Genomic DNA, 24,212 nt, shown 5'->3' with positions numbered 1-24,212 from the left:
GGCGCGCCGCCCGCCGCCGCGCCCGCCCATCCCGCTTCCGGGAGCGCGGACGCGGCTCCACTACCGAACCTTCCAAGGAGGGCTATCATGAGCCAAGTACCGAAACGTTCCGAAACCGCACCGGAGTACCGTTGGAAGCTGGAAGACATCTTTGCCGACCAGGCCGCCTGGGACAAGGAATACGGCAAGGCGAAGGAGCTCATCCGCTCCGCCGCCGCGTTCCAGGGCACGCTCTCCGAAGCGTCCCGCCTCAAGGCTTGCTTCGAGCTCGAGGACGACATCGGCTACCATGTGGAGCGCCTGTACGTATTCGCCAACATGAAGCATCACGAGGATACGGCGGAGCCGCAATACCAGGCGCTGTCCGAGAAGTCCCAAAAGCTCAGCGTCGAGGCCGGCGAGGCGCTCAGCTTCCTGACGCCCGAGGTGCTCGCGCTGCCGGAAGAAAAGCTCGAGGCGTTCATCGCCGACCCGCAGCTCGCTCCGTACAAGCATACGCTCGAGGAGATGAAGCGGCAGAAAGCCCATGTGCTCTCCAAAAACGAGGAGTCGCTGCTCGCCCAGGTCGGCAACATCAGCAGCGCGCCGAACACGATCTTCAGCATGCTCAACAACGCCGACCTCAAGTTCCCGAAGGTCCGCAACGAGCAAGGCGAGGAGGTCGAGCTGTCGCACGGCCGCTATATCGAGTTCCTGGAGAGCCGGGACCAGAACGTTCGCCGCGAGGCATTCAAGGCGATGTACGATACATACGGCAAGCTCAAAAATACGCTCGCCTCGACGCTGAGCGCGAACGTCACCAAAAACGTCTTTTACGCCAAAGCCCGCAAATATCCGTCCGTGCTGGAGATGTCGCTCTACGGCGACAACATTCCGAAGACCGTGTACACGAATCTGATCGACACGGTGCACGGCTCGCTGCCGCTCATGTACCGCTACATGGAGCTGCGCAAAAAGCTGCTCGGCGTCGACGAGCTGCATATGTACGACCTGTTCGCGCCGCTCGTGGACGAATTCGACATGAAGATCACGTTCGACGAAGCGAAGAAAATTACGGCCGAAAGCTTGAAGCCGCTCGGCGAGGACTACGGCAAGGCGCTGCAGCAAGGCTACTCGGACAGCTGGATCGACGTCTACGAGAACGAAGGCAAGCGCAGCGGCGCCTACAGCTGGGGAGCCTACGGCACGCATCCGTACGTGCTGCTCAACCATAAGGACAACCTCAACAGCATGTTCACGCTGACGCATGAGATGGGGCACGCGCTGCACTCGTTCTATTCCGACGGCAACCAGAAGTACCGCGACGCGCAGTACACGATCTTCCTCGCGGAGGTGGCCAGCACGCTCAACGAGGCGCTGCTCATGGACCATCTGCTCAAGAAATCGACCGACCGCAAGGAAAAGATGTACCTGCTCACCTACTATGCCGATCAGTTCCGCACGACCGTGTTCCGCCAGACGATGTTCGCGGAGTTCGAGAAGATCATCCACGAGAAGGCGGAGGCGGGCGAGTCGCTGACGCCGCAGGAGCTGTCCAAGATCTACTACGGCCTCAACGAGCTGTACTACGGCAAGGGCATGACGGTCGACAAGGACATCGAGATGGAATGGGCGCGCATTCCACATTTCTACAACAGCTTCTATGTGTACAAATACGCGACCGGCTTCTCGGCGGCGACGAGCTTCGCCAAGCAGATCCTCGACGAGGGCCAGCCTGCGGTCGACCGCTACCTCGGCTTCCTGAAGAGCGGCGGCAGCGACTTCTCGATCAACATCCTGCGCAAAGCCGGCGTCGACATGAGCTCGCCGGAGCCGATCGAGCAGGCGATGAGCGTGTTCGAGGACGTCATCCGCCAGCTCGAGGAGCTGGTCGATTCTCCGTCCGAATAGTCCGCATCGCATCGCCAAAGCCAGAAAAAGCCTTTCCCGGGCAGCTGCTGCCGGGAAAGGCTTTTTGGCGTGGCATGGAGGCGGTGCGTGAAGCGGCGGGCGCGAGCGTCCGGAACGCTCCGCCGGAAAGCGCGGGAGCGTCGATCCCCGCCCTCTCCGGCGGTTATCCCAGCAGCGCCATCGCCGCGGCGAGCGCGCCGGCGAGCAGCGACGAGACGAGGTTGACCGCGTCGTTGGTCATCCAGGCGAAGCCGCGCACTCGCTCGGCGGGACGCCCGCAATGCTCGGCGCGCTCCGTCTCGCTGCCGCAGGCGGAGCAGCGGTACATGACCTGGAACGTCGCGCCGAGCCACGAGTCGGCGAGCGCGCCGGCCAGTCCGGCGAGCGCGCCGGCAGCCAGCAGCGCGCCAAGCGGCGGCGCGGGGACGGCCGCGGCGGCGCCCCAGGCGAGCGGCGCGGCCGCAGCCAGCAGCGCGGCGGCGGCCCCGATGAAGGCGCCGCCGAGCAGCGCCGCACCGGTGCCGAGCGGCGTGACGCCGCCGCTCGTGCCGGCCGGCACGCGGCGGAGCGTGCGCACCGACCGCGGCAGGCGGCGGCTCAGGGCGCCGATCTCCGTCGCCCAGGTGTCGGCGTTGACGCTCGCCATGACGCCGACAAAAGCGAGCGCCAGCCAAGGCTGCGGCCAGATGGCGTAGGCGGCGCAAAGGAGCAGCCCCGCCCCGCCGTTGGCCAGCACCTGTCCGGCGTCGCGGCGGCTGCCCTTGGCATAGCCGCGCTCCGCGCCGGCCTTGGCGCGGTGATGCTTTTTCCACTTCGACCAGAGCGTCGAGCTGACGAAAAACGCCAGCAGCAGGCCGAACCAGAACGGTCCGCCCAGCGCGACATAACCGGTGCCGACCATTGCGGCCGCAAGCGCTCCCGAGCCGGACAGCGCGCGCAAGCGCCAAGCCGCGCCCGCGATCGCGGCCGCTCCGGCGGCCGCGGCGGCCAGCCTCAGCAGCGGCTGGCCGTCGAGCAAGCCCCACGCGTCCATCGTCTTCCCCCTTTCGACGCCAACGCGCCTCGCTGTTGTCAGTCCCAGGTCCGGTGCGGCTGCGGCAGGCTGCGCATCGCCTCGCGCCAGCACGCCGGATCGTTCGTGCAAATCATCAGCCGGTCATCCATCAGAGCATGCTGACGGATGAGCCGGTAATCGTCGATCGTCCACGCCATGACGCGCAGGCCCGCCTCGCGAAGCCGCCGCAGCCGCTCCCGGTTCAAAGCGCGGTAGTCGATCGACAGCAGGCCGCAGCCCAGCTCCCGCAGCTCCTCCGGCAGGCGGCCGTTCCAGCTGTCGGCGATCAGGCCGGTCGGCACGGCGCCTCCGAGCTCGCGCAGCCGCTGCAGCGTGCCGCGGCTGAACGAGGTCAGCACGCAGCGCTGCTCCATGCCGGCGTCGCGCACCGCTGCGAGCACCCGCTCCTCCAGGCCGTCCGCCCCGCCGTGGCGCTTGAGCTCGATATTGAAGCGCAGCCGCCCGCCGAATTCGCGCAGCGCCTCGGCCAGCGTCGGCACCGGCTCGCCCCGATAGGCGGCCGAGAACCAGCTGCCCGCGTCGAGCCGGCCCAGCTGCTCGGCCGTCAGATCGGCCGCTTCGCGGCGGCCTCCGGTCGTCGTCCGCCTGAGCGTGCGGTCATGGAGCAGCACGGGCGTCCCGTCGCCCGCCAGCTGCACGTCGATCTCCGCCCAGCCGATGTCGGGCGCCTCCGCGGCCAGCCGGAGCGCCGAGAGCGTGTTCTCCGGAGCGAGGCTCGACCAGCCGCGATGCGCGACGCACGGATTCCTCAACGCGGCTCACCTCCCCGCGGACTTCTCAACGCGGCTCACCTTCCCGCGGACTTCTCAACGCAGGCTCACCTTCCCGCGGACTTCTCAACGCGGCCTCGCCGTCTCGCGGACTTCTCAACGCGGCTTCACCGTCCCGTCCGCTCCGATGGAGGCGGCCTTGCTGATGCCGTTCAGCCGCTTCAGCTGAGCCGCGAGCTGCTCGCCCGAGACGGGCGCAGGGCGCGACTGAGCGATCTTCATCGGGTGGAACTGGAGGCCGCAGCGGCCGTCCTTGGCGCAGACGGCGTCGAGCACGCCGGTCTCGCTCGTGTTCGAGTTCGCATTGGAGGTGAAAATGAAGTTGCCGAGGCTGTACGCGATCCACTTGCCCTTGTACAGCTCGAAGCCCTGCAGCACATGCGGATGCGCGCCGATGATTAGATCGGCTCCGGCGTCGATGAACGCCCGCGCGAGCGAGCGCTGGTGGTCGACCGGCTGATCGGCGCGCTCGCGGCCCCAATGGACCATGACGACGACGAGATCCGCCTGCTTGCGAGCGGCGCGGATCGCCTCCTCCGCGCGCGCCGGATCATAGGCTTCGGCGACGCCGGCACGGGTCGGGCCGGCTTTCCACTCGACAACCGGCAGCACGCGGCTGACGCCGAGATAGGCGACCTTGACGCCGCCGCTCTCCAGCACGACCGGCGCGTACGCTTCCTTGTCGGTGCGGCCGCCGCCGACATGCGGCAGTCCGGCGTCGTCCAGATGGCCGATCGTATCGAGCAGCCCCTCGACGCCCTGGTCGAGCGTATGGTTGTTGGCGAGCGTGACGACGTCGAAGCCGGCGTCCTTGAGCGGCTTCACGTATGCCGGCTTGCCCTTGAAGACGAACTGCTTGCCCGTGGCAGGATTGCCGCGTGACGTGATCGGCGTCTCCAGATTGCCGGCGGTCAGATCGGGCTTGGACAGCCGCTCGGCCGCGCCGGTGAACGGGTAGTCCAGCCCCTCGCTCTCCATCAGGCCGGCTACCTTGGCGGCCAGCAGGATGTCGCCGGTAAAGGCGAGGCGGATCGTCGGCGCGTCCTTGGGCACGAGGCCCGACCAGCCGGACGGCGAAGCCGTCGGCCGCGCCCCTGCTCCCGAGCCGCTCGGCGGCGTGGAAGGCTCGGACGGCGAAGCGCTCGGCGCAGCCGATGGAGCTGCCGACGGAGAAGCCGACGGCTCGGGCGACGGAGTCGCGGAGGGCGTCGGCGATGCGGACGGCGACGCCGTCGGCGATGCGGAAGGCGGCGCCGTCGCCGGGGCAGGCTCGGACGGCGCGGCCGTCGCCTCGGCCAGCGGAGCTCCGCCGGAATCCGGCCGATTGTCGCGGCTCAGGCCGAAGACCAGCACGGCGCCGGCTCCGAGCAGCAGGGCGAGCAGAATGACGTTCAAGACGAGCAGGCGGCGGACCGCGCGCTTGCGGCGCTGGCGCTGCTGCTGTCTGGCTTGGCTGCGGTTGCGGTACAAAAAGACAGCTCCTCTCGCGAAGGCAGGAATGAATGGATGAGGCGAACCGGATTCCGCCAGATGGACGGACCTTACGCCATTATACCATTCTATCCCCGCTCGGAAAGGAGCCGGTTCTTCTTAGCTTAAAGACGCCCAGATTTGCCGCGCCGCCTCGCGGCCTTGGCGGATGCAGTCCGGCAGCCCGACGCCGTCGAACGCGGCTCCGGTCGCATAGACGCCCGGGCAGTCGCGGCGCATCGCGGCGCGCAGCCCCGCGATCGCCTCGACGTGGCCGACCGGATACTGCGGCATCGAGCGGCGCAGGCGCGTGATCTCCGTGAACAGCGGCTCCGCCTCGATGCCCATCGTGTCGCGCACGTCGCGGCGGACGGCGGCGATCAGCTCGCCGTCCGGCAGCAGCGCGCCCTCCTCCGCTCCCGCGCGGCCGACGTAGCAGCGCAGCAGCACGCGGCCGTCCGGGCTGCTGTGCAGCCATTTGGACGACGTCCATGTGCAGGCGGTGATCGTACGCCCTTCGGAGCGCGGCACGAGGAAGCCGGAGCCGTCGAACGCCATGTCGGCGATATCCTCCTCGCGGAACGCCATGACGACGTTGGCGACGGAGACATACTCGACGGCGCGCAGCGCGGCCGTGTCCGTCAGAGGATCCAGCAGCGCGGCGGCCGCCTGGCTCGGCACGGTCACGACGACCGCGTCCGCGGCCAGCGTCTCCCCTCCCGCCAGCTCCAGCTCATACGCCGGAGCCGCCTCGTCGGAGGAGCGGCGGCGGATCGCCTCGATGCGCGTTTGCATCCGCCGCTCGATGCCGCCCAGCGCCTCGTCCAGCCCGTCGACGAGCGTGCGCAGCCCGCGCCGGTACGTCATGAACACGCCGCCGCGAGCCGCCGCCGGCACGTAGTCGGGCGCCGCCGGAGCGCCGCCGGCCTTGGGCGCTCGCATGCCGCGGATGAGGCTGCCATGCTCAAGCTCGGCCTGGCGGAACTGCGGAAACGTCGCCGCGAGGCTGAGCTTGTACAGATCGCCGGCGTAGATGCCCGCGAGCAGCGGCTCGCTGATGCGCTCCACCATCGCCCGCCCGAAGCGCCGCTCCAGCAGGCTGCCGACCGACTCGTCGCGTCCGTCGTCCGGACGCGGAGCCGTCAGGAAGTCCTGCGAGGCGCGGAACTTCTCCTGCGGGTCCATCAGCTCCGTCTTGAGGAAGCTGGCCATGTCCGCCGGCACGCCGAGCGCGAGCCGCGCCGGCATCGGATGCAGGCGGCCTCCTTGGTAGATGTACGTCTTGGCCGCCTTCGGATTGGTCGTGACGAGCTCGTCCAGCAGGCCGAGCTCCTGCGTCAGCTCCAGGATCGCCGTCTTGCGGCCGAGGAACGAATCCGGGCCTTTTTCGATCGTGAAGCCGTCCTTGCGCAGCGTCTCGATGCGGCCGCCGAGGCGGCCGCTCGCCTCCGCCAGCACGATCCGCGCCTCCCGCCCCTCCTGCCGCGCCTGCAGCTGCAGGTAGAACGCCGCGCTGAGGCCGGTCAGTCCGGCTCCGGCGACGACGATGACCGGCGTCCGTCCGGACGTCATGACGGCAGCTTCGCCGCCGCTTCGCGGATGCTGTCGGCGAGCGTCTCCATGTACAGCGGATCGGAATTCAGCATGCGGATGCGGCCGAACGCCACGCCGAGCTTGTCCGCATGGGCCATCGCCTCGATGTCGAGGTCGTAGAGCACCTCCAGATGGTCGGAGACGAAGCCGACCGGCGCGGCGAGCAGCGCCCGCTCCCCTTCTCCCGCCAGCTTGTCCATCGTCTCGAGGATGTCCGGACCGAGCCAAGGCTCCGCCGTGCGTCCCGCGCTCTGCCAGGTGAACTGCCAGCGCGGCGCTCCGGCCGCCTCGGCGACCGCGCGCGACGTCTCCAGCAGCTGCTCCTCGTACGGATCGCCCGCCTCGCGGATGCGCTCCGGCAGGCTGTGCGCGCTGAACAGCACCTTGACGTCCGCTCCGCCGGCTTTGGCCGACACGGCCTCGACGCCTTCGCGCACGCGCTCCGCGAGCGCCTCGATCAGGCTCGGATGCAGATGGTAGGATTCCACGCAGGCCAGCTCGATGCCGTGCTTCTGCGCCTCGGCGAGCGCCCGCTTGTTGTAGCTGGCGATGCTCATCGTCGAGTAATGCGGCGCCAGCACGATGCCGACCGCGCGCTTCACGCCGTCCGCGGCCATCGCCGCGACGCCGTCCTCGATGTAGGGACGGGCATGCTTGAGGCCCTGGTAGCAGCGGAAGCGGCCCGGCTCGGCCGTATCCAGCTTGTCCTGCAGGCTGGATACTTGGCGGTCCGTGTTCTCGCGCAGCGGAAAGACGCCGCCCGCGATCGCCTCGTAGCGGTCGGTCAGCTCCTTGAGCTGCTCGGCCGACGGCGCATGGCCGCGGCGGATGTGGGTGTAGTACTCCTCGACGGAGTCGAGGCTTTCCGGCGTCCCGTACGACATCACGAGCACGCCGATCGCAGCGTTAGACATGAGGCAGCTCCTCTCCCGTATGGACGGCTGCCGGCTGCGCGCCGGACAGCGCCTTGGACGAATAGTCATGCACGAAGGCCGTCAGCTCGCGCAGCTTGTCGAGCGAGGCTTCGGGGAACAGGCCGTGGCCGAGGTTGAACACATAGCCCGGCTCCTGGATGCCCTGGTCGATGATCGCGGCGGCGTGGCGCTCGATGACGTCCATCGGCGCGGTGAGCACGACCGGATCGAGGTTGCCCTGGATCGCATAGCCGCCGCCGAGGCGCCGGCGCGCCTCGGGAATGCTGACGCGCCAGTCGATGCCGATGCCGCTCGCCTGCAGGTCCCGCAGCTCCGGCAGCAGCTCGCCCGAGCTGACGCCCGGGAAGTAGATGCCCGGCTGCTCCAGATCGGACAGCTCCGCGAAGATGCGGCGGATCGTCGGCAGCACGTACCGGCGGAAATCGGCCGGAGCCAGCGAGCCGACCCAGCTGTCGAACAGCTGGTACGCCTTGCCTCCGCTGGCCGCGTGGGCCCGCAGGTAGGCGATGACCATATCGCCGAGCTTGTCCATGAGCAGGAACCAGGTGTCGGGATCGCCGTACATCATCGCCTTGGTCTTGAGGTAGCTTCGCGACGGCTTGCCCTCGATCAGATAGCTGGCGATCGTGAACGGCGCGCCGGCGAACGTGATCAGCGGCACCGTCAGCTCGCGGTCGAGAATGCGGATCGTCTCTAGCACATGGCCGAGGTCGCCCTCGACGTCGATCGGCTTCAGCCGCCGGACGTCCTCCGCGCTGCGGATCGGATTGTGGATGACCGGTCCCGTGCCGGCCACGATATCGAAATCGATCCCGATCGAGGCGACCGGGTTCATGATGTCGGAATAAAGGATGGCTGCGTCCACGCCGAGCTTGCGCACCGGCATGAGCGTCACTTCCGCGGCCAGCTCGGGCCGGCGGCAGATCTCGAGCAGGCTGTACGATTCCTTGATCTTTCGGTAATCCGGATCGTAGCGCCCCGCCTGCCTCATGTACCAGACCGGAACATGGCCGGTCGTTTCCCTCCGGAGAGCCCGGAGGAAGGAGTCGTTGTTGATCATGTGCGCGCCCCTTCGCTCTCTATGAATTTCCCATCGTTTCCATTATGCCCGTTTTCAAAAACGCTAACAACCTTCGCCCCGCGGAGGCTATGACAATCCTATGACAAACGAGTTTCAACCCCCGATCAAAAAGATTATACTAGGGTAATGAGCAAAAGGCGCCTTACGGCCTGGGCAAATGCTCCGTCAGGGCGGGTTTGCAACTGCGCCCTAGGCCGTCAAAACGCGAAGGAGACCGCTGATCTATGACTCTATATCCCGTTCGCCACGATCTGGCCGCCTCGGCGCTGGAGCAGTCGCCGTTTGCCGTCGCTCTGCTCGATCCGCATGCGATGGAATGGGCCGGCATGAATGCCGCATTCCTTCGGCTGGCCGGATACGGACAAGAGCCGAACCGCCCGGCTCCGCCCGGCCCCGAGCAGCTGCTGAAGCTGGAGACCGGCACGCTCCGAGACGTCGCCGAGGGCGTCCTTGGCGGGGCGTCCGGCGAGCGCCGCGCGATGCTGCTGACGGCGCGCTCCGGCTCCCTTCCGGTCCGGGCCGCCTTCGCGGACGCTTCCGCAGGGGGAAGTCCCTGCATCGGCGTCTATATCCTGGAATCAAGCCCGGCCGCGGACGAGCCGCTCGTCGAGGACAACATCGCCGAGCTGATCGCCGACCATACGCTCGATCTCATCACCTGCAGCACGCCCGAGGGGACGATCCTTTATTGCGCGCCCTCCATCAAGGAGATTCTCGGCTACGACGTGAGCGAGATGATCGGGCGCAACCGGCGAGAGTTCTACCATGAGCAGGAGGCGAGCGAGATGACGCCGGAGCGGATGTACGACACCGTCCGGAACTTCGTGCGCCGCGTCCGCCACAAGGACGGACGCTTCATCTGGATGGAGACCTATTCCCGAGAGATCCGGCTCCAGAACGGCCGCAAGCGGGTGCTTACGTTCGGACGCGACGTCACCGGCATGAAAAAATACGAGGACATGCTCGCCGCCGTCCATCGCATCGCCAAGATCGGCGCCTGGGAGTGGGACATCGAGCGCGGCCTCATCACCTTCTCCGAGGATGCCCGGCGCATGTTCGCCTATCTGCTGCCTGCAGAAGCGGCGCCCGTGGACGCCCTCGTCGACTCGCTGAACCTCGACGACGGGCCGGTCGACCGCAGCATGAAGGAGTTCCTCCGCCTCGGCAAGGACAACTCTCCCGGCGAAAAGGTGTGGGAGTACGCGCTCGACCTTCCCGACGGCTCGTCCAAGACGATCCAGGTCCGCTGCGAGCCGCGGCTGAACGAGCAGGGCAAGCCCTACCGGTTCACCGGCATCGTGCGCGACGTCACCGAGCAGCGCCAGCTGCAGCGCCAGCTGCTCGAGAGCGAGCGCAACTACCGCCTGATTACGGAAACCTCGCCCGATCTGATCACGCGCCACAAAGGCGATCGGCAGGTCGAGTTCACCTTTCTCTCCCCTTCGGTCGAGAAGCTGCTCGGCTACAAGGCCGAGGAGCTGCTCGGGCGGACCGTCCTTCCGTACGTGCATCCGGACGACCTGCAGCGGGTGCAGGGCTATATCGAGCAGCAGCTGCAGGCCGACAGCTCGCAGACGGTCGAATACCGCTTTCTCCGCAAGGACGGCTCCTACGTCTGGCTCGAGGTCACCTGCAGCTGCATCCGCGACGGCAAAGGCCGGCCGCTCGAGATCGTCGCCGTCTCGCGGGACATCTCCGAGCGCATCCTCGCCAGCCACAAGCTGCAGGAGAGCGAGCAGCGCTACAAGTCGCTGTTCGAGCATAGCCCGCAGGCGGTCTACTCGATGAACCTGCAGGGCGACTATTTGACGGCCAACGAGCATCTCGAGCGGCTGACGGGATACAAGCTCGACGAGCTGATCGGCATGTACTGGGGACCGATCGTGACCGAGGAATATACCGAAAAGACGCTTCATCATTTCCAGCTCGCCTGCCAGGGCCATCCGCAGTCGTACGATCTCAAGATTCGCCACAAGCAAGGCCACGAGCTGCTGATCAATACGATCAACATCCCGATCATCGTGGACGACAAGGTCGTCGGCGTATACGGCATCTCCAGCGACATCTCGGAGCGGGCGCGCTACGTCGAGCAGATTGAAAAGCTCGGCTATCAGTACACGCTCATCCTCAACGCCGTGTCCGAGGGCATCCTCGGGCTGGACAACGAAGGGCGGGCGATGTTCGTCAACCCGGCGGCGATGGCGATGCTCGGCCTGACGGCAGCCGAGTCGAGCGGCGGCTCCTATCTGGACATGATCGAGCAGACGCGGGCCGATGGAACGCCCTACAAGCGCCACGAGTCGCCGATCCATCAGGCGCTGCGCGAGGGCCGCTCCTACCATAGCCCGGAGGCGGTGCTCTGGCGCAAGGACGGCTCCAGCTTCCTCGCAGAGTTCCGCGTCACGCCGATCTTCGACCGGGGCGAGCATCGCGGCGCCGTGCTCGTCTTCCAGGACATGACCAACGAGAAGGAGATCATCCGCGCCAAGGAATCCGCCGAAGAGGCGGACCGCGCCAAGTCGGAGTTCCTCGCCATCATGAGCCATGAGCTGCGCACGCCGATGAACGGCATCCTCGGCATGGCCGACCTGCTCGCGGGGACGGAGCTCGACGAGGAGCAGCAGAGCTACGCCGACATGATCATCCAGAGCGGCGAGTCGCTGCTGCGCCTGCTCAACGAGATTCTCGACTTCAGCAAGATCGAGGCCGGCAAGATGGTGCTCGAAAAGGAGCGCTTCTCCATGCCGAAGCTGGCCGCCGAGGTGGCGGATCTGTTCCGCGCCGTCGCCTCGGAAAAGCAGCTCCGGCTGGAGCTGCGGCTGGACGATTCGATCCCGGCCGCGCTGCTAGGCGATGCGGGGCGCATCCGGCAGGTGCTGGTCAACCTTGTCGGCAATGCCGTCAAGTTCACCGAAGAGGGGCGGGTGTGCCTGTCCGCGCGGCTGCTCGGCCGCGACCGCAGCGCCGCCCTGCTGGAGCTGGCGGTGCAGGATACCGGCATCGGCATCCCGCTGGACAAGCAGAACCTGCTGTTCCAATCGTTCTCGCAGCTGCATCCCGGCCTCAACCGCAAGTATGGAGGCACCGGGCTCGGCCTCGCCATCAGCCGCCGCCTCGTCGAGCTGATGGACGGCTCGATCGCCGTGGAGAGCATGCCGGGCGAAGGCTCGACCTTCCGCGTGCTGATCCGCCTGGAGGTCGAGGAGGACGAGGGACTCCGGCAGTCCCGGCCTTCCCACGAGGGCCGGCTCGATGCGGTCGAGCCGGCGGCCTCCGCCCGCTTCAGCGGCGTCCGGGCGCTCGTCGTCGACGACAATCAGGTCAACCGCATGCTGCTGAACGCCCTGCTCGGCAAGATGGGCTGCTCGACCGACAGCGCCGAGAGCGGCCAGGAAGCCGTCCTCGCGCTGGAGCGGGGGCGCTACGACATCGTCTTCATGGACCTGCAGATGCCGGTCATGGACGGACTGGAGGCGACCCGGGCGATCCATGCCCGCATCCCGGCGGAGCTTCAGCCGGCGATCGTGGCGGTGACGGCGTTCGTCCGCCAGGCCGACCGCGACAAATGCCTCGAGTCCGGCATGAAGGACTTCATCGGCAAGCCGGTGTTCGCTTCGGAGGTCGCCCGCGTGCTCGGCACGCTCGTCTCCGGCGGCTACGGCGCGGAGCGCGCGCGGAGCTGAGCTCGGCTCGCAAGAATGGAACGATAGGTTCAATTGGAATCCCGATCCATGTAAGGCGGCGTTCAACGTTGCTATAGTTTGGATTAGGGTGATCGAAGACATGGCTTATGACTACTCCGTAATCGGCAAGCGGATCCGCAGGGCTCGCGAGGAAAAGGGCTTGACCCAGGAAGCGCTGGCCGAGCAGCTCGACGTGTCCAACGCCTACATCAGCAAGATCGAGCGAGGCCGGACGCCGATCAATCTCGACCGGCTGTCCGAGCTGTGCGTCGTCCTCGAGGAGACGCCGGAATACTTGCTGAGCGGCGCGAACCGCTCCTCCCAGGACTTCTTGCGCGGCGAGATCATGGAGATGCTGGAGGGCTGCTCGCCCGAGAAGATCCGGCTTATCTCCCAGGTGATCCGCCCGATCGTGGATTTCAAGGAAAAGGAATAATCAAAAGGGGGCAGCCCCGCGATCCGATTCGGACCGCGGGGCTGCCCCCTTTTTGATGTCGGCTGCGCACGCCGGCGGGCGGCCCGTCCAACAAACGCCGCCGCTCCCGTAGCCCCTGGCAGAGGCCCTCCTCTGCGGGAGGCGCCTCAGCCCCGGGAAACCGCGGCGCGCGCCTGCACCTGCACCTCGTCCGGACGGTAGACGCTCACGAGCGAGCCGTCCTTGGCGGCGGCGAACAGCACGGAGCGCTCGGCTTCGAGGGTGAACGCATACGACGTGCCGGTCGCCGGATCGACGACGCGGATGTCCGCGTCCAGCGCGTATTCGGAGACGAAGATGAAGACGGCTCCGTCCTTGAACTGCAGCTTGCGGCCGTAGACGCCGGCCAGCTCGCCGCCCTGCTCCCAGAGCAGCTCCTGCTCCACGCCGGCTGCCTCCAGCGCGATGTCGTATACCGCCTCGAGCGGCATCCAGCTCTCGGCCAGCTCGAGCGGCAGCGGGCACCAGAGCAGGCGGCCCTGGCCGAGCGCGATGTCATGCAGCTTGGCCGCGGCGGCCGGGCGGCCGTCCTCGCCGAGCGGCGACTCCTTGCTCAGCCGCGCGATGCCCTCCCCGCCAAAGCCGACCGGCAGCAGCTCGCCGTCCAGCTCGAGCGCCTCCTCGCGGCGGACGTTGCCAACGGCCGTCGCTCCGATCAGTCCGCGCGCGCGGGCCGTCGGGCGCCAGTACGCGTCCAGCGACAGCGGGCCGGTGACGAGCAGCGTGCCGCCGGTCCGCTCCGCCCAGTCCGTCAGCGCCGCGAACGCCTCGTCGCTCAGCGCATGCGCGGACGGCAGCAGGATCAGCTTCGGCGATTCGTACGACGGATCGCGCAAAATGTCGAGCCCGTACTCGCCGAGCGAGCGGAACGGCACGTTCATCCGATGCGCAAGCGAGCGCGCCAGGCGGGACGTGCTTTCCTCGACGCTGGAGCGGTTCGAGAAATCGCTGCTGTACGGATAGACGACGGCGACCTCCTCCAGCTTGCGGTCCTCGAACAGATGCCCGCATTCGCGGATGAAGCGTCCGAAGTCGTACGAGACGTCCGCCTCCGGCTTCTCCGTGCCGTCGGCGCGCAGCGCCCCGATATGGGACTCGTTCACGTTGTGCATATAGAAGTTGATGTTCCAGATCCACTGCACCGCGCCCGCTCCGCCCGTCGAGAACGCGTAGGCGTACTTGCGCTCGAGGATCGCATGCAGCTCTTCCTCTGTGCGCTTGGCGAAGCCGTCCGGCGTCTCGACGTACATGATGCCCGTCTCCTGGATGACATTCGGCTTGTTCGGCGTCTTGGCGAAGACGCCGTCCAGCACGAGCTGGTCGTTCTTCCACCAGGAATGGACCGTCGTGTAGTCGACCGCCTGCTCGTAGAACAGCGGGGACGGACGCTGCGCCTGCAGGCCCTCGTCCTGGCCGACCGTCACGAGCTGCTTCGGCTGCACCGCCTGGATCGCCGCCCGCAGCTCCGACGCCCAGCGGTTGTGCATATCCTGCGAGAACAGCAGGTAGTCGAGCCACTGGCCGCTGCGCTTCTCGACCAGCTCCGTCGTGGAGAAGCCGATGTCCTGCGGCAGCGGAGGCAGGATGCTCTCGAACGACGGCAGGTCGAGCGGCGACATGTTCCAACGCTCCTGCAGCGTCCCGATGTCGCCGTGCCGCTCCTGCAGCCACTGCCGGTACGCGGCGACCTCGAAGCGGTCGCGCAGCGTGCTCGCCGCGTTCCACAGCTTCGCCGGGTTGAACATCGTCGGCTCGTTGATGAGGTCCCAGTGCACATGAGCGCTGTCCTTGTGCCGGGAGACGATCGCCGTCAGGAAGCGCTTCTGCGCCTCGACGCTGCGCGGGTCGAGGTACGGGTTGTCCCCTTCCCACAGCTCCGGCGTGAACGCGAAGAAATTGAACACGAGCTCGAGGCCGTGGCGCTTCGCCGTCAGGATGAGCGCGTCGACCGCGCGCAGCATCTCCTCGCTCACATGGCCGTCGACGAACGCCATCTTGCGCAGCGCCGTCCAGAGGCCGGTGCGGATCAGGTTGATGCCCGCCCGCGCCATCTGCTCCATGTCGCGGTCCCAGACGGCCGCGTTCGGCAGATGCAGGTACTTGCGCGCGACGTCGCTCGTCATGTACGTCATGCCGACGATCGGCAGCGGGCGTCCTTCCTTGACGAAATAATCGCGGCCCGCCTGGAGCATCCCGCCCTCGCGCAGCAGCGCCTCGTCGCGGCCCCAGAAGCCTTGCACGAGGCGGCGCTTCTCGCCGCTGCCCGCCGCCGTCAGCTCGGCGTCGATCCGGTAGTAGCCCGGCTCCGCCGCGATCGGCAGCGCGATGCGCTCATAGTCGGCCAGCGCGCCCGAGGCAAGCTCGAGCTCGCCTCCAGCCACGACCTCGCGCGCGCCGCCGCGCTCGCGGCTCACCTCGTAGCGGACGCGCCACGCGCCGTCGGCGCGCTCGTTCAGGCGCTGGCGCTGGAACGTCAGCACCGGCTTCTCGCCCGGCTCGTAGCAGGCGTAGTTGGGCTTGAGCCACCACTCCGTCACGCCGCGCGCGGCATAGTCGCCCCAGGCGGCAAGCGCCTCGGCGCCCCTTCCCTCCGCCCAGAACCTTGCCCCGGCCTCGCGGCAGGCGAAGATCCAGCGGCCGCCGGCAAAGTCGCCCTTCGTATTTTCCAGCAGCACGACCGGCGCGCAGCGCTCGCGGCCGTCCTTGTCCTCGCCCGTCAGCAGCGGGTAGATGTGGGCGTCCATCGGGCCTCCCGAGCCGTTCTCGCCCGGATGGTCATGCGAGCGCGTCACATGCAGCGCCAGGCCGTAGGTCGGCGCCCCGTCGAACAGCTCCTCCGCGCCGTCCAGCAGCGGAATCGCGGAAGACGCCTTCCAGCGGACGACCTTGGAGACGTCTGCGCGCAGCGCTTCGTGGATGCCGATCGCCTGATGGTAGTTCGTCTGCTCCAGCTCTTCCTTCCAGCCGCTATCCGTCGCCGCGACCGGAACGCGCAGCGGAATGCCGCCGATCGTCACGAGGCCGCCGCCGCGCTGCAGATGGCCCAGAATCGCCGGCCACGCCGCCTTGGGGAAATAAGGCCCGTGCAGCAGCAGCAGCGCCTCCGGGCGCTCCGTCTCGAGCCGCGCCGCCAGCTCCTCCGCCGTCGCGACGGAGCCGCTCAGCGCCGCGAGCTGCTCCGGCTCGGGGCGAACCCCGGGGAATGGAAAGCCTCCATCGTAAAATGCCAGCCATGTCGCCATGAACCAACTTCCTCTCTATGCAAAAGTTTGGCTTGCTTGAAATCGTTAGGTTTGTTAGGCTAAAAGCATCCGAATTTCAACCAAACTTTAGAGGGTGCATGATGCGATGTCAAGAGGAGGAAAAGTGACGATGCAGCAGATCGCCGATCGGCTGCATGTATCCAAATATACGGTTTCCCAGGCGCTCGCCGGCAAAGGCGGCGTCAGCGAGGCGACCCGCCAGCGGGTCATGGAGACGGCCCGCGCGATGGGCTACGAGGCGCCTTCGTCCCGCCCCCGCTCGGGGCCGCCGTCTACGACTCGGCTCTCGCCCGGCCGTCGGCCGCCGGCGATGCCGACGGCCGCTACATCGTCGTCTGGATGTCCCGCATCCATCAGGAGGAGCCGATGTACTGGCAGCGCGTGCTCGGCGGCATCCAGGAGGCATGCCGCCTGCACGGGTGGGGCGCCGTCGTGCTCGCTCCCTTTGACGACGGGCATGTCTCCGACATCCTGCCGCCTTACCTCGACCGGACGCGCTGCGTAGGCGGCCTCGCGGTCGGCTCGTTTCCGCTGAAGCAGCTCGCCGCCATGAAGCGCACGGCCCTCCCGGTCGTGCTCGTCGACCATCAGGAGCCGTTCTCCGGACTCGACAGCGTCGCCAACGACAACATCGCGGCGGCGCGCATGATCAGCGGCCTGCTGCTCGACCGCGGCTGCCGCAGCTTCGTCTTCGTCGGGAGCGACCGGTTTTCCGTCAGCTTCCGCGAGCGCTGGCTCGGGTGCCGTTCGGCGCTGGAGCAGACGTTCGCCCAGCGCAAAGACGGCGAGCTGCGCCGCTGGACGATCCCTTATTCGCGCGAATGGATCGACACGCTGCAGGCGCGGCTCTCGCGGACACGCCCGGACGAGCTGCCCGACGCGTTCGTCTGCGCCAACGACGACATCGCCGCCGAGCTGCTCAAGCTACTGCTGCAGCGCGGCGTCGACGTCCCCGGCCGCTGCCGCGTCGCCGGCATCGACAACATCGAAGGCTCGGCCTGGACGCGTCCGCCGCTGACGACGATGGACCTCGGCAAGGAGCAGCTCGGCCAGCGCGCCGTCGAGGCGCTCGAGCGCCGCATCGCGCGACCGTCCGCGCCGGTCGAGCGCGTCGGGCTCGTGCCGGAGCTCGTCCTGCGCGCGAGCACCTGACCGTCAGCCTTTCACGCGCATAACGGCCAGCCCGTCATAGGCGGGCAGCAGCGTGCCCGCTAGCCGCGGGTCCTCCGCGAGGCGGCGGTTGAACTCCCGCATTGCGAGCACGGACGGGCCGGTGCGCGCCGGATCGGCGACGCGGCCGCGCAGCAGCGTGTTGTCGGCCACGATGACCGCGCCCGGCTCCGCCAGCTCGATCGCGGCGTCCAGATAGCGCGGGTAGCCGCCTTTGTCCGCATCGATGAAAAAGAAGCCGAAGCGCCGGCCCTCCGCCTTCAGCGCCTCGAGGCTGTCTCCCGCGTCGCCGACCCGGTATTCCGTCCGGCCGCCGAAGCCGGCCGCCTCCAGATGCGCTGCCGCCAGCTCCGCATATTCCGAGAGCAGCTCCAGCGAGGTCAGCCTGCCGTCCGGAGCGAGCCCGCGCGCCAGGCAGATGCCGCTGTAGCCGCCGAGGGCGCCGATCTCCAGCACCTGGCTCGCTCCGCTCATCGCTACGAGCAGCGTCAGCAGCCGGCCATAGCCGGTCGGCACGGAGATCTCCGGCATGCCGCGCTCGCGGATGCCCTCCAGCACCCGGCGCAGATCGGGATCGGGGGGGAACAGCTCCTCGATGTAGCGCTCCATCTCTTCGGGTCCAAGCAAACGTTCTTTCATGGTTCGTTCCTGCCTTCCTCGTTGTGCTGGATCGGTACGATCGCCTATACTTGATTGTATGATGACAGGCCGGGAGACACAAACGCCCCGGCCGGATATGGAGTGAACGCAAACCGATGCAACAGCTTGAACTGATCGCAACCTCTCCCATGGGCCTCGAGGCGGTCGTCGCCCGGGAGCTCAAGGACCTCGGCTACAGCGAGGCGAAGACCGAAAACGGACGCGTCACCTTCAAAGGCGGCCTGGAGGACATCGCGCGCGCGAACCTGTGGCTGCGCACGTCCGACCGCGTCCTCGTCAAGATGGCCGAGTTCCCCGCCCTCACCTTCGAGGAGCTGTTCGAGGGCGTGCGCGCCATCGACTGGCCGGACTGGATTCCGGAGAACGGAGAATTCCCGGTGAACGGCCGCTCCCAAAAATCGCAGCTGTCGAGCGTGCCCGCCTGCCAGTCGATCGTCAAAAAGGCGGTCGTCGAGCGCATGAAGGACAGCTACGGAACCGAGTGGTTCTCCGAGGACGGCGACCGCTACGTCATCGAGGTGAGCCTGCTGAACGACGTCGCGCTCATCACGCTCGACACGACCGGAGCGAGCCTGCACAAGCGCGGCTACCGCAAGCTCGTGACCGAGGCTCCGCTCAAGGAGACGATGGCCGCGGCGATGGTGCTGCTCAGCCGCTGGAATCCGTCGCGGCCGCTGTACGATCCGTTCTGCGGCTCCGGCACGATCCTGATCGAGGCGGCGATGATCGGCTGGAACGTCGCCCCCGGCCTGCGCCGCGAGTTCAACAGCAGCAGCTGGGACATCATGGGCCAGCGCCGCTGGGAGCTCGCCCGCGAGGAGGCGATGGACGCCGTCCGCGACGACGTCCCGCTCGAGATCGCCGGCTCCGACATCGACCCGGAGGCGATCGAGGTCGCCGAGGCGGCCGTGCGCAAGGCCGGCTTCGCCCGCGACATCAAGCTGCAGACGCTGCCGATCGCGCGCGTGCAGCCGGCCGGCAAGTACGGGTGCATCATTACGAACCCGCCTTACGGCGAGCGGCTCGGCACCGAGAAGGAAGCGGACAAGGTCATCCGGCAGCTCGGCTTCATCGACGCCGTCAAGAAGGACTGGTCCGTCTTCGCCCTCAGCCCGTCCAAGACGTTCGAGCAGAGCTACGGCCGCTCGGCGGACAAGAAGCGCAAGCTGTTCAACGGCCGCATCGAATGCCAGCTGTACCAGTACCTCGGCCCGCTGCCTCCGCGCGGCTAGACCCCGATCCCCAAAAAAACCGGCTCCCGCCGGCAGGACCTGAAGCGTCCCGCCGGCGGCGCCGGTTTTATTTTTTGATATGAGGCTTGACCTTCTCCAGCACCTCGTCCTCGGTCGGGGCGGTCACGTAGCGGCCGTTGACAAAGACGAACGCCCGCTTGCCGCAAGGGCCGCAGTACGACTTGCAGCCGACCTTGATGTCCGCCTCCGGGTCCAGCTTCTGCAGCTTGGGCAGCAGCGTCTTGACGCGGGTGAACTTGCATTTGTCGCAGATGCGGATGTCGTTCAGCGAGGTCGGCTCTTCCGTCCCGAGAGGAGCTTCCAGCGTCTCAGTGGTCACCGTGATTGCCCTTGGCAGGGTTCGTCACGACGAAGCCCTCCTCCGGAGAATACAGGTAGTCGACCTTCACGCCGTCGAGCAGGTCGACGCCTTTTTCGAGCAGCACGTCGATCTCCTTGTCGGTGGAGACGAGCTCGTCCTTGTCGCTGCGCTCGTCGATGCCGAGGCCGTAATGCGCGTGGTCGCCGTGCGCATGCGTAATGTAGACGCGCAGGAACTTTCCTTCGTGCTCGGGCTTGTCCAGCTCCGCCTTGAGGATCTTGGCGGCGTTGCGGGTGATCTTGCAGTTCATCGGGATATCCTCCTTGGGTCTATGTCATCCATCCGCCTGCCGGGCGGGGGAATCTCGTCGATTTTCGTCTCTATCATTTTATAGAAAGCCCGTCGAAACTTCAACCCGCCGGATACTTGCCCTCCATCCAGCGGGTGAAGCCCTCGGCGGCCAGCATCGTGACGGCGATGTCGTCGATCGGCATGAACGGCATGACGTCGGGCAGCACCCAGTACAGCGCGACCGGCACCAGGAACAGCAGCTTGTGGACGGGCTTCACGTCCCGCGAGCGCAGGATCCGGAAGATCCGGGCGAATACATGCTTCCAATGGCGAAGCGAGAGCAGCTTGCGCATCGTCATTCCTCCTCGGTTCAGCTTCGCCGGCGCAGCAGGCTTTTAAACCGGCCTTCCCTTATACGAATAGAGATTCCCCGAGGTTGCGAAAGGAAAAAAGAGAGCCCGCAGGCTCTCCCGTTCCGCGGCGGAAGCCGACATCCAGCCGTCCGGCATGCCGCTATCCACCGCCCGGCGATCCTTTCTCCGCTACCGCGCCGGTCCATCCTCCTCGCGGGCCAGCCGCAGCAGCTCCTCCAGCAGAGGACGCAGACGCGCCACAATGTCGTCCTGCTGCTCCAGCGGCAGCGGGTTCGCGCCGCAGCCGAGCTCGATCGTGAAGCCCGGCCGGCGGAAGCGCTGGATGAACCAGTCCTTGTAGCCGGCGTCGCTGCCCTCCAGCTCGACGGCCGCATAGCCCGAAGCGCGGGCGAGCCGCTCGGCCATGCCCCTCGCGCAGGCCGGCTCCAGCCCCCTGTAGTTCCAGTAGATCTCCTCGCCCTGCGTATGCAAGGCGGCGACGACGTCGAACGACTCCCGCTCCGTCAGCGCCGCCGCCGCGCGCGCCTCGGGCTCGCTGAGCGGGCTTTCGCCCGGGTAGTCGCGCGGTCCCGGTCCCTCCATGCCCCGCCGCCTGCGCTCTTCGTCCCAGTGGGCCGGGAACTGGTCGTTCAGGTCGACGCCGCGGATGTTGGCCTTCCAGCCGCTGAAGTCGGCACTGCCTCTATTCCACTCCAGCAGCTGGCGCCCGTACGGATGCCCTTCCGGCACGCCGCGCAGCGCAAGCTCCACGCCGTCCGGGTTGACCATCGGCAGCAGCCAGAGCGACAGCCCGTCTGCCGGGTCGACGCCGGCGGCGCGCCGCTCGAGCAGCTCCTCGGTCCACCTCATGAGCGCCAGGCTGGTGATCCATTCGTTTGCATGGAACGAAGCGTTCAGATGCACATGCCGGCTCCCGCGGCCGATCCGCAGCAGCTCCAGCCGCTTGCCCATGACGCTCGCGCCCGCCGGCTGGCGCTGCAGCTCCGGATAGCGCAGCTGCAGCGCCGCCAGATCCTCGTCCAGCTCCGCCGGGCCGTACGGCCGCGCCTGCACGATCTTGCCGGTCCTTGCCATGCCGCTCCCCTCCTCCGAATCCGATTAGAGATGTATATGCGGCCGCAAACGCAGCTATCCCCGTCCGCTGCGCGGACGGGGATAGCTCTCAGCCGATCTGCGGGATCTGCCAGACGACCGGCGTCAGCTCGATCTGCTCGCCGAGCCACTGCTGGGCGATGCGCTTGAACAGGCGGGGATCGCCGCTGCAAAAGAACTGATGCACCGGCAGCTCCGGCTGGGAGGCGAGCTTGCCGGTCTCCTGCAGGATCGCGCTCATCTCCCGCGCCGTCTCGCTGTCGGAGCTGATCAGCTTCACGCCCGGCCCCATCACCTCGCCGATCGTGTCGGCGAGGAACGGGTAGTGGGTGCAGCCGAGGATGAGCGTGTCGAGCGGGATCTCCTTGAGCGGCTCCAGCGAGCTGCGGATCGTCTCGAACGTCTGCTCGGAGCGGAAATTGCCCTGCTCCACGAGCGGAACGAACTGCGGGCAGGCGAGGCTGGCCACATGGATGTTCGGGTTGAGGCGCTTGAGCGCTTCCTCGTACGCCTGGCTGCGAACCGTGCCGATCGTGCCGATGATGCCGACGATGCCGGACTTCGTGCTCTTGATCGCGGCCCGCGAGCCGGGATTGATGACGCCGATGACCGGGACGTCGACGCGGCTGCGGATGTGCTCCAGCGCGACGGCCGTCGCCGTGTTGCAGGCGATGATGATCATTTTAGGCTTGAACTGCATCAGATAGGTTACGAGTTCATCCGTGAACCGGACCACTTCCTCCGCTGGCCTCGGTCCGTACGGCGTCCGTGCGGTATCTCCGAAGTAGATGACCTTCTCGCGGGGCAGCTGCCGCATCACCTCGCGCACGACAGTCAGGCCTCCCACTCCGGAATCTAGGATGGCTATCGGTCTTTGCACGTACACACCGCTTTCCTTGAACGAATTGACGTCAGCTATTCGCTAAGACAGCATATGAATCCGGGCTGCCGAACGTACCTTCATCTTAGCGGATTGCTAGAGTCGGTTCAAGCAGGCGGACGCCCATCCGGCGCGGAGGAGCCGTCCCGCGGCGGCAGCCGGACCGGCAGCCGCACGGTCAGCGCCGTGCCGCCCTCCTCGTCGCTGCCGGCCGCGATCGAGCCGCCGTGCAGCTCCACGATCTTGCGGCTGATCGCGAGCCCGAGGCCGCTGCCTCCGCCCTCGCGGGTGCGCGACTTGTCGACCTTGTAGAAGCGCTCGAACAAATGCGGCAGGCTCTCGGGCGGGATCGGCGCGCCCGTGTTGGACACCGTCGCCACCGCTTCGTCGCCTTCGCGGACGAGCGAGATCGAGATGCGCTCCCGCTCCGGCGAGAACTTGACCGCGTTGTGGATGAGATTCGTCCATACCTGGCGCAGCAGGTCCTCGTCCGCCTCGATCTCGAGCGCTCCGGCCTGGACTTCCAGCTCCTGCTCCTTGGCGCTCCAGAGCGGCTCGAGCGACAGCGCGGCCGTGCGCAGCTGGGCGTCGAGGCGAAGCCGCGCCGGGCGGAACGGATGATGCTCGGAGTCGAGCGAGGCCAGGCGCAGCATGTTGTCCGACAGGCGCGAGAGGCGCTCGCTTTCCTCCTCGATGATCGCCAGATAGCGCCGCCGCTGCTCCTGCGGCAGCTGCTCGTCCTGCAGCGCGCGGGCGAAGCCGCGGATCGAGGTGAGCGGCGACTGGATCTCATGCGAGACGTTGGAGATGAAGTCCTGCCGCATCGTCTCCATCCGGCCAAGATCGGCCGCCATGTCGTTGATCCCTTGGACGAGCCGGCTGAACTCGTCGCCGCTGTCATGCGGACGGGGAAGGATGACCTGGACGGTGAAGTCGCCGCGGGCGATGCGGCTCAAGGCGTCGAAGATCGCCTTGAACAGCTCCATGTTGCGCTCGTGCATGAAGCGGCCGACGATCGCCATCGACAATCCGAACAGCAGGAATCCTCCCGCTGTCGCGGACAGATGGGCGATCAGCGGCGGCGGCGTCCAGCCGGAGAGGTCGATGGCATAAAACGAGGCGGTCCAGCAAAGGGCGATCCAGGCCAGCACAGCCGCGACGAGAGCGGCCCGCTTGATCCGCATGCCCCAGCTTGCCGGCTGCCTGGCAGGCGAGCCCCGCCTGGCCATGCCGGATGCAGCGCCTCCGCCGCGCGCCGGGGCGCCGCGCTCCCGTCCACTCACGGCCGCTCCTCCAGCCGGTAGCCGAGGCCGCGGATCGTGCGGATCTCGACGCCCGAGCCGTCCGCCAGCCGGTCGCGCAGCCGCTTGATATGCGTGTCGAGCGTGCGCTCGTCGCCCTCGTAGTCGTAGCCCCATATCTGCTCGAGCAGCTGCTCGCGAGGCAGCGTGCGTCCCGGATAGCTGGCGAGCCGGAACAGCAGCTCGAACTCCTTGCGCGGCAGCGTGTCCTCGCGGCCGCCGATCCGGCAGGTGTACGTCTCGCGGTCGAGCGTGACGGCTCCCGCCTTGACCTGCCTGGAGGAGGCGATCCGGCTGCGCTTGAGCAGCGCCTTGACGCGGGCGACGAGCTCCGGCGGATCGAACGGCTTGACGACATAGTCGTCGGTGCCGAGCTCGAAGCCTTTGACCTTATGCATCGTCTCGCCCTTGGCGGTCAGCATGAGCAGCGGCAGCTCCCGGCTGTCCTCGCGCAGCCGCCGGCACAGCTCCCAGCCGTCCATGCCCGGCATCATCAGATCGAGGATGACGAGATCGGCCGGACGATCCTCCAGCCGCGCCAGCGCCTCCGACCCGCTGGCCGCCTCCGTCGTGTCGAAGCCTTCCTTAGCCATGAAATGGACGACCAGCTCGCGGATATGGCGGTCGTCGTCGACGATGAGCAGATGGGGCATGC

20 protein-coding genes and 1 pseudogene are annotated in these 24,212 nt (G+C 67.3%); 6 read left to right on the top strand and 15 right to left on the bottom strand.

Going from position 1 to position 24,212, the window contains the following annotated elements; genetic code table 11:
- The first annotated feature begins 87 nt into the window (after positions 1–87).
- Positions 88–1,890, top strand: coding sequence for an oligoendopeptidase F (gene pepF / locus NYE40_RS09265; protein WP_028599496.1), 1,803 nt, complete (start codon positions 88–90; stop codon positions 1,888–1,890).
- A gap of 163 nt (positions 1,891–2,053) precedes the next feature.
- Here the strand turns inward: pepF and NYE40_RS09260 are convergent, their stop codons facing one another.
- From NYE40_RS09260 to hemE, 6 genes are all read right to left on the bottom strand, one after another.
- Complete coding sequence (locus tag NYE40_RS09260) at positions 2,054–2,923, bottom strand: DUF92 domain-containing protein (RefSeq protein ID WP_052333381.1); 870 nt, start codon at positions 2,921–2,923, stop codon at positions 2,054–2,056.
- Positions 2,924–2,961: 38 nt separating this feature from the next.
- A complete protein-coding gene (locus tag NYE40_RS09255) occupies positions 2,962–3,717 on the bottom strand; it encodes a glycerophosphodiester phosphodiesterase family protein (protein ID WP_153783318.1) in 756 nt (251 codons plus the stop codon).
- Between the two features lie 114 nt (positions 3,718–3,831).
- On the bottom strand, positions 3,832–5,205 hold the full coding sequence (locus tag NYE40_RS09250) for a CapA family protein (protein WP_153783317.1): 1,374 nt from the start codon (positions 5,203–5,205) through the stop codon (positions 3,832–3,834).
- Positions 5,206–5,325: 120 nt separating this feature from the next.
- Entirely contained in the window at positions 5,326–6,777 is a 1,452-nt protein-coding gene (hemG, locus tag NYE40_RS09245) for a protoporphyrinogen oxidase (protein ID WP_153783316.1), read from the bottom strand.
- The gene (hemH, locus tag NYE40_RS09240; RefSeq protein ID WP_028599491.1) at positions 6,774–7,712 is read right to left on the bottom strand and encodes a ferrochelatase; all 939 of its coding nucleotides are present in this window, start codon (positions 7,710–7,712) and stop codon (positions 6,774–6,776) included. Before hemH ends, hemG begins: the two co-directional genes overlap by 4 nt.
- Positions 7,705–8,793 carry a uroporphyrinogen decarboxylase gene (hemE, locus tag NYE40_RS09235; RefSeq protein WP_028599490.1) on the bottom strand — a complete coding sequence of 363 codons (1,089 nt, stop codon included), beginning with the start codon at positions 8,791–8,793 and terminating at the stop codon, positions 7,705–7,707. The genes hemH and hemE overlap by 8 nt, the downstream gene beginning before the upstream one ends.
- A gap of 245 nt (positions 8,794–9,038) precedes the next feature.
- On the opposite strand from hemE, the gene NYE40_RS09230 reads away from it, so the two are divergent.
- Positions 9,039–12,497 carry a PAS domain S-box protein gene (locus NYE40_RS09230; protein WP_339279822.1) on the top strand — a complete coding sequence of 1,153 codons (3,459 nt, stop codon included), beginning with the start codon at positions 9,039–9,041 and terminating at the stop codon, positions 12,495–12,497.
- Between the two features lie 100 nt (positions 12,498–12,597).
- On the top strand, positions 12,598–12,933 hold the full coding sequence (locus tag NYE40_RS09225) for a helix-turn-helix transcriptional regulator (RefSeq protein WP_028599489.1): 336 nt from the start codon (positions 12,598–12,600) through the stop codon (positions 12,931–12,933).
- A gap of 146 nt (positions 12,934–13,079) precedes the next feature.
- Here NYE40_RS09225 and NYE40_RS09220 read toward each other — a convergent pair whose 3' ends face one another.
- Positions 13,080–16,214 (bottom strand): alpha-amylase family protein, encoded by a 3,135-nt coding sequence (locus NYE40_RS09220; protein ID WP_339279821.1) that lies wholly within the window; start codon positions 16,212–16,214, stop codon positions 13,080–13,082.
- A gap of 106 nt (positions 16,215–16,320) precedes the next feature.
- Between NYE40_RS09220 and NYE40_RS09215 the strand changes: the two are divergent.
- Positions 16,321–16,479, top strand: a pseudogene (locus NYE40_RS09215) (LacI family DNA-binding transcriptional regulator); the annotation flags it as partial.
- A 122-nt stretch (positions 16,480–16,601) separates the two neighbouring features.
- Positions 16,602–17,387, top strand: coding sequence for a substrate-binding domain-containing protein (locus tag NYE40_RS09210; RefSeq protein WP_339279820.1), 786 nt, complete (start codon positions 16,602–16,604; stop codon positions 17,385–17,387).
- A gap of 3 nt (positions 17,388–17,390) precedes the next feature.
- Here the strand turns inward: NYE40_RS09210 and NYE40_RS09205 are convergent, their stop codons facing one another.
- Positions 17,391–18,044 carry an O-methyltransferase gene (locus NYE40_RS09205; protein ID WP_028599486.1) on the bottom strand — a complete coding sequence of 218 codons (654 nt, stop codon included), beginning with the start codon at positions 18,042–18,044 and terminating at the stop codon, positions 17,391–17,393.
- A 116-nt stretch (positions 18,045–18,160) separates the two neighbouring features.
- Between NYE40_RS09205 and NYE40_RS09200 the strand changes: the two genes are divergently transcribed.
- Positions 18,161–19,297 carry a class I SAM-dependent RNA methyltransferase gene (locus tag NYE40_RS09200; RefSeq protein WP_028599485.1) on the top strand — a complete coding sequence of 379 codons (1,137 nt, stop codon included), beginning with the start codon at positions 18,161–18,163 and terminating at the stop codon, positions 19,295–19,297.
- A gap of 67 nt (positions 19,298–19,364) precedes the next feature.
- Here the strand turns inward: NYE40_RS09200 and NYE40_RS09195 are convergent, their stop codons facing one another.
- The 7 genes from NYE40_RS09195 to NYE40_RS09165 all read right to left on the bottom strand — a co-directional run bounded on the left by NYE40_RS09195 (position 19,365) and on the right by NYE40_RS09165 (position 24,210).
- A complete protein-coding gene (locus tag NYE40_RS09195) occupies positions 19,365–19,637 on the bottom strand; it encodes a DUF1450 domain-containing protein (RefSeq protein ID WP_228551390.1) in 273 nt (90 codons plus the stop codon).
- Positions 19,627–19,929, bottom strand: coding sequence for a heme biosynthesis protein HemY (locus NYE40_RS09190; RefSeq protein WP_028599483.1), 303 nt, complete (start codon positions 19,927–19,929; stop codon positions 19,627–19,629). Before NYE40_RS09190 ends, NYE40_RS09195 begins: the two co-directional genes overlap by 11 nt.
- Before the next feature lie 100 nt (positions 19,930–20,029).
- Positions 20,030–20,269 carry a hypothetical protein gene (locus tag NYE40_RS09185; RefSeq protein WP_028599482.1) on the bottom strand — a complete coding sequence of 80 codons (240 nt, stop codon included), beginning with the start codon at positions 20,267–20,269 and terminating at the stop codon, positions 20,030–20,032.
- A gap of 183 nt (positions 20,270–20,452) precedes the next feature.
- The gene (locus tag NYE40_RS09180; protein WP_052333377.1) at positions 20,453–21,358 is read right to left on the bottom strand and encodes a M14 family metallocarboxypeptidase; all 906 of its coding nucleotides are present in this window, start codon (positions 21,356–21,358) and stop codon (positions 20,453–20,455) included.
- A gap of 88 nt (positions 21,359–21,446) precedes the next feature.
- A complete protein-coding gene (gene racE, locus NYE40_RS09175; RefSeq protein ID WP_028599481.1) occupies positions 21,447–22,256 on the bottom strand; it encodes a glutamate racemase in 810 nt (269 codons plus the stop codon).
- A 107-nt stretch (positions 22,257–22,363) separates the two neighbouring features.
- On the bottom strand, positions 22,364–23,539 hold the full coding sequence (locus tag NYE40_RS09170) for a HAMP domain-containing sensor histidine kinase (RefSeq protein WP_228551387.1): 1,176 nt from the start codon (positions 23,537–23,539) through the stop codon (positions 22,364–22,366).
- Positions 23,536–24,210 carry a response regulator transcription factor gene (locus tag NYE40_RS09165; RefSeq protein ID WP_028599480.1) on the bottom strand — a complete coding sequence of 225 codons (675 nt, stop codon included), beginning with the start codon at positions 24,208–24,210 and terminating at the stop codon, positions 23,536–23,538. Before NYE40_RS09165 ends, NYE40_RS09170 begins: the two co-directional genes overlap by 4 nt.
- Positions 24,211–24,212 lie beyond the last annotated feature (2 nt).

Source organism: Paenibacillus sp. FSL W8-1187 (assembly GCF_037965485.1).
GTDB classification, from domain to species: domain Bacteria; phylum Bacillota; class Bacilli; order Paenibacillales; family Paenibacillaceae; genus Paenibacillus_O; species Paenibacillus_O pasadenensis.
Note: the sequence above shows the minus strand (reverse complement) of the source record. Positions and strands in the feature narration are given on the sequence as shown.

Coding starts and splice junctions, on each gene's coding strand:
- NYE40_RS09230 (WP_339279822.1), top strand. CDS start 9,039: ATGACTCTATATCCCGTTCGCCACGATCTGGCCGCCTCGGCGCTGGAG.
- NYE40_RS09205 (WP_028599486.1), bottom strand. CDS start 18,044: ATGAAAGAACGTTTGCTTGGACCCGAAGAGATGGAGCGCTACATCGAG.
- NYE40_RS09165 (WP_028599480.1), bottom strand. CDS start 24,210: ATGCCCCATCTGCTCATCGTCGACGACGACCGCCATATCCGCGAGCTG.
- hemE (WP_028599490.1), bottom strand. CDS start 8,793: ATGATCAACAACGACTCCTTCCTCCGGGCTCTCCGGAGGGAAACGACC.
- NYE40_RS09185 (WP_028599482.1), bottom strand. CDS start 20,269: ATGACGATGCGCAAGCTGCTCTCGCTTCGCCATTGGAAGCATGTATTC.
- NYE40_RS09210 (WP_339279820.1), top strand. CDS start 16,602: ATGTACTGGCAGCGCGTGCTCGGCGGCATCCAGGAGGCATGCCGCCTG.
- hemG (WP_153783316.1), bottom strand. CDS start 6,777: ATGACGTCCGGACGGACGCCGGTCATCGTCGTCGCCGGAGCCGGACTG.
- NYE40_RS09190 (WP_028599483.1), bottom strand. CDS start 19,929: ATGAACTGCAAGATCACCCGCAACGCCGCCAAGATCCTCAAGGCGGAG.
- NYE40_RS09225 (WP_028599489.1), top strand. CDS start 12,598: ATGGCTTATGACTACTCCGTAATCGGCAAGCGGATCCGCAGGGCTCGC.
- hemH (WP_028599491.1), bottom strand. CDS start 7,712: ATGTCTAACGCTGCGATCGGCGTGCTCGTGATGTCGTACGGGACGCCG.
- NYE40_RS09220 (WP_339279821.1), bottom strand. CDS start 16,214: ATGGCGACATGGCTGGCATTTTACGATGGAGGCTTTCCATTCCCCGGG.
- NYE40_RS09260 (WP_052333381.1), bottom strand. CDS start 2,923: ATGGACGCGTGGGGCTTGCTCGACGGCCAGCCGCTGCTGAGGCTGGCC.
- pepF (WP_028599496.1), top strand. CDS start 88: ATGAGCCAAGTACCGAAACGTTCCGAAACCGCACCGGAGTACCGTTGG.
- NYE40_RS09180 (WP_052333377.1), bottom strand. CDS start 21,358: ATGGCAAGGACCGGCAAGATCGTGCAGGCGCGGCCGTACGGCCCGGCG.
- NYE40_RS09200 (WP_028599485.1), top strand. CDS start 18,161: ATGCAACAGCTTGAACTGATCGCAACCTCTCCCATGGGCCTCGAGGCG.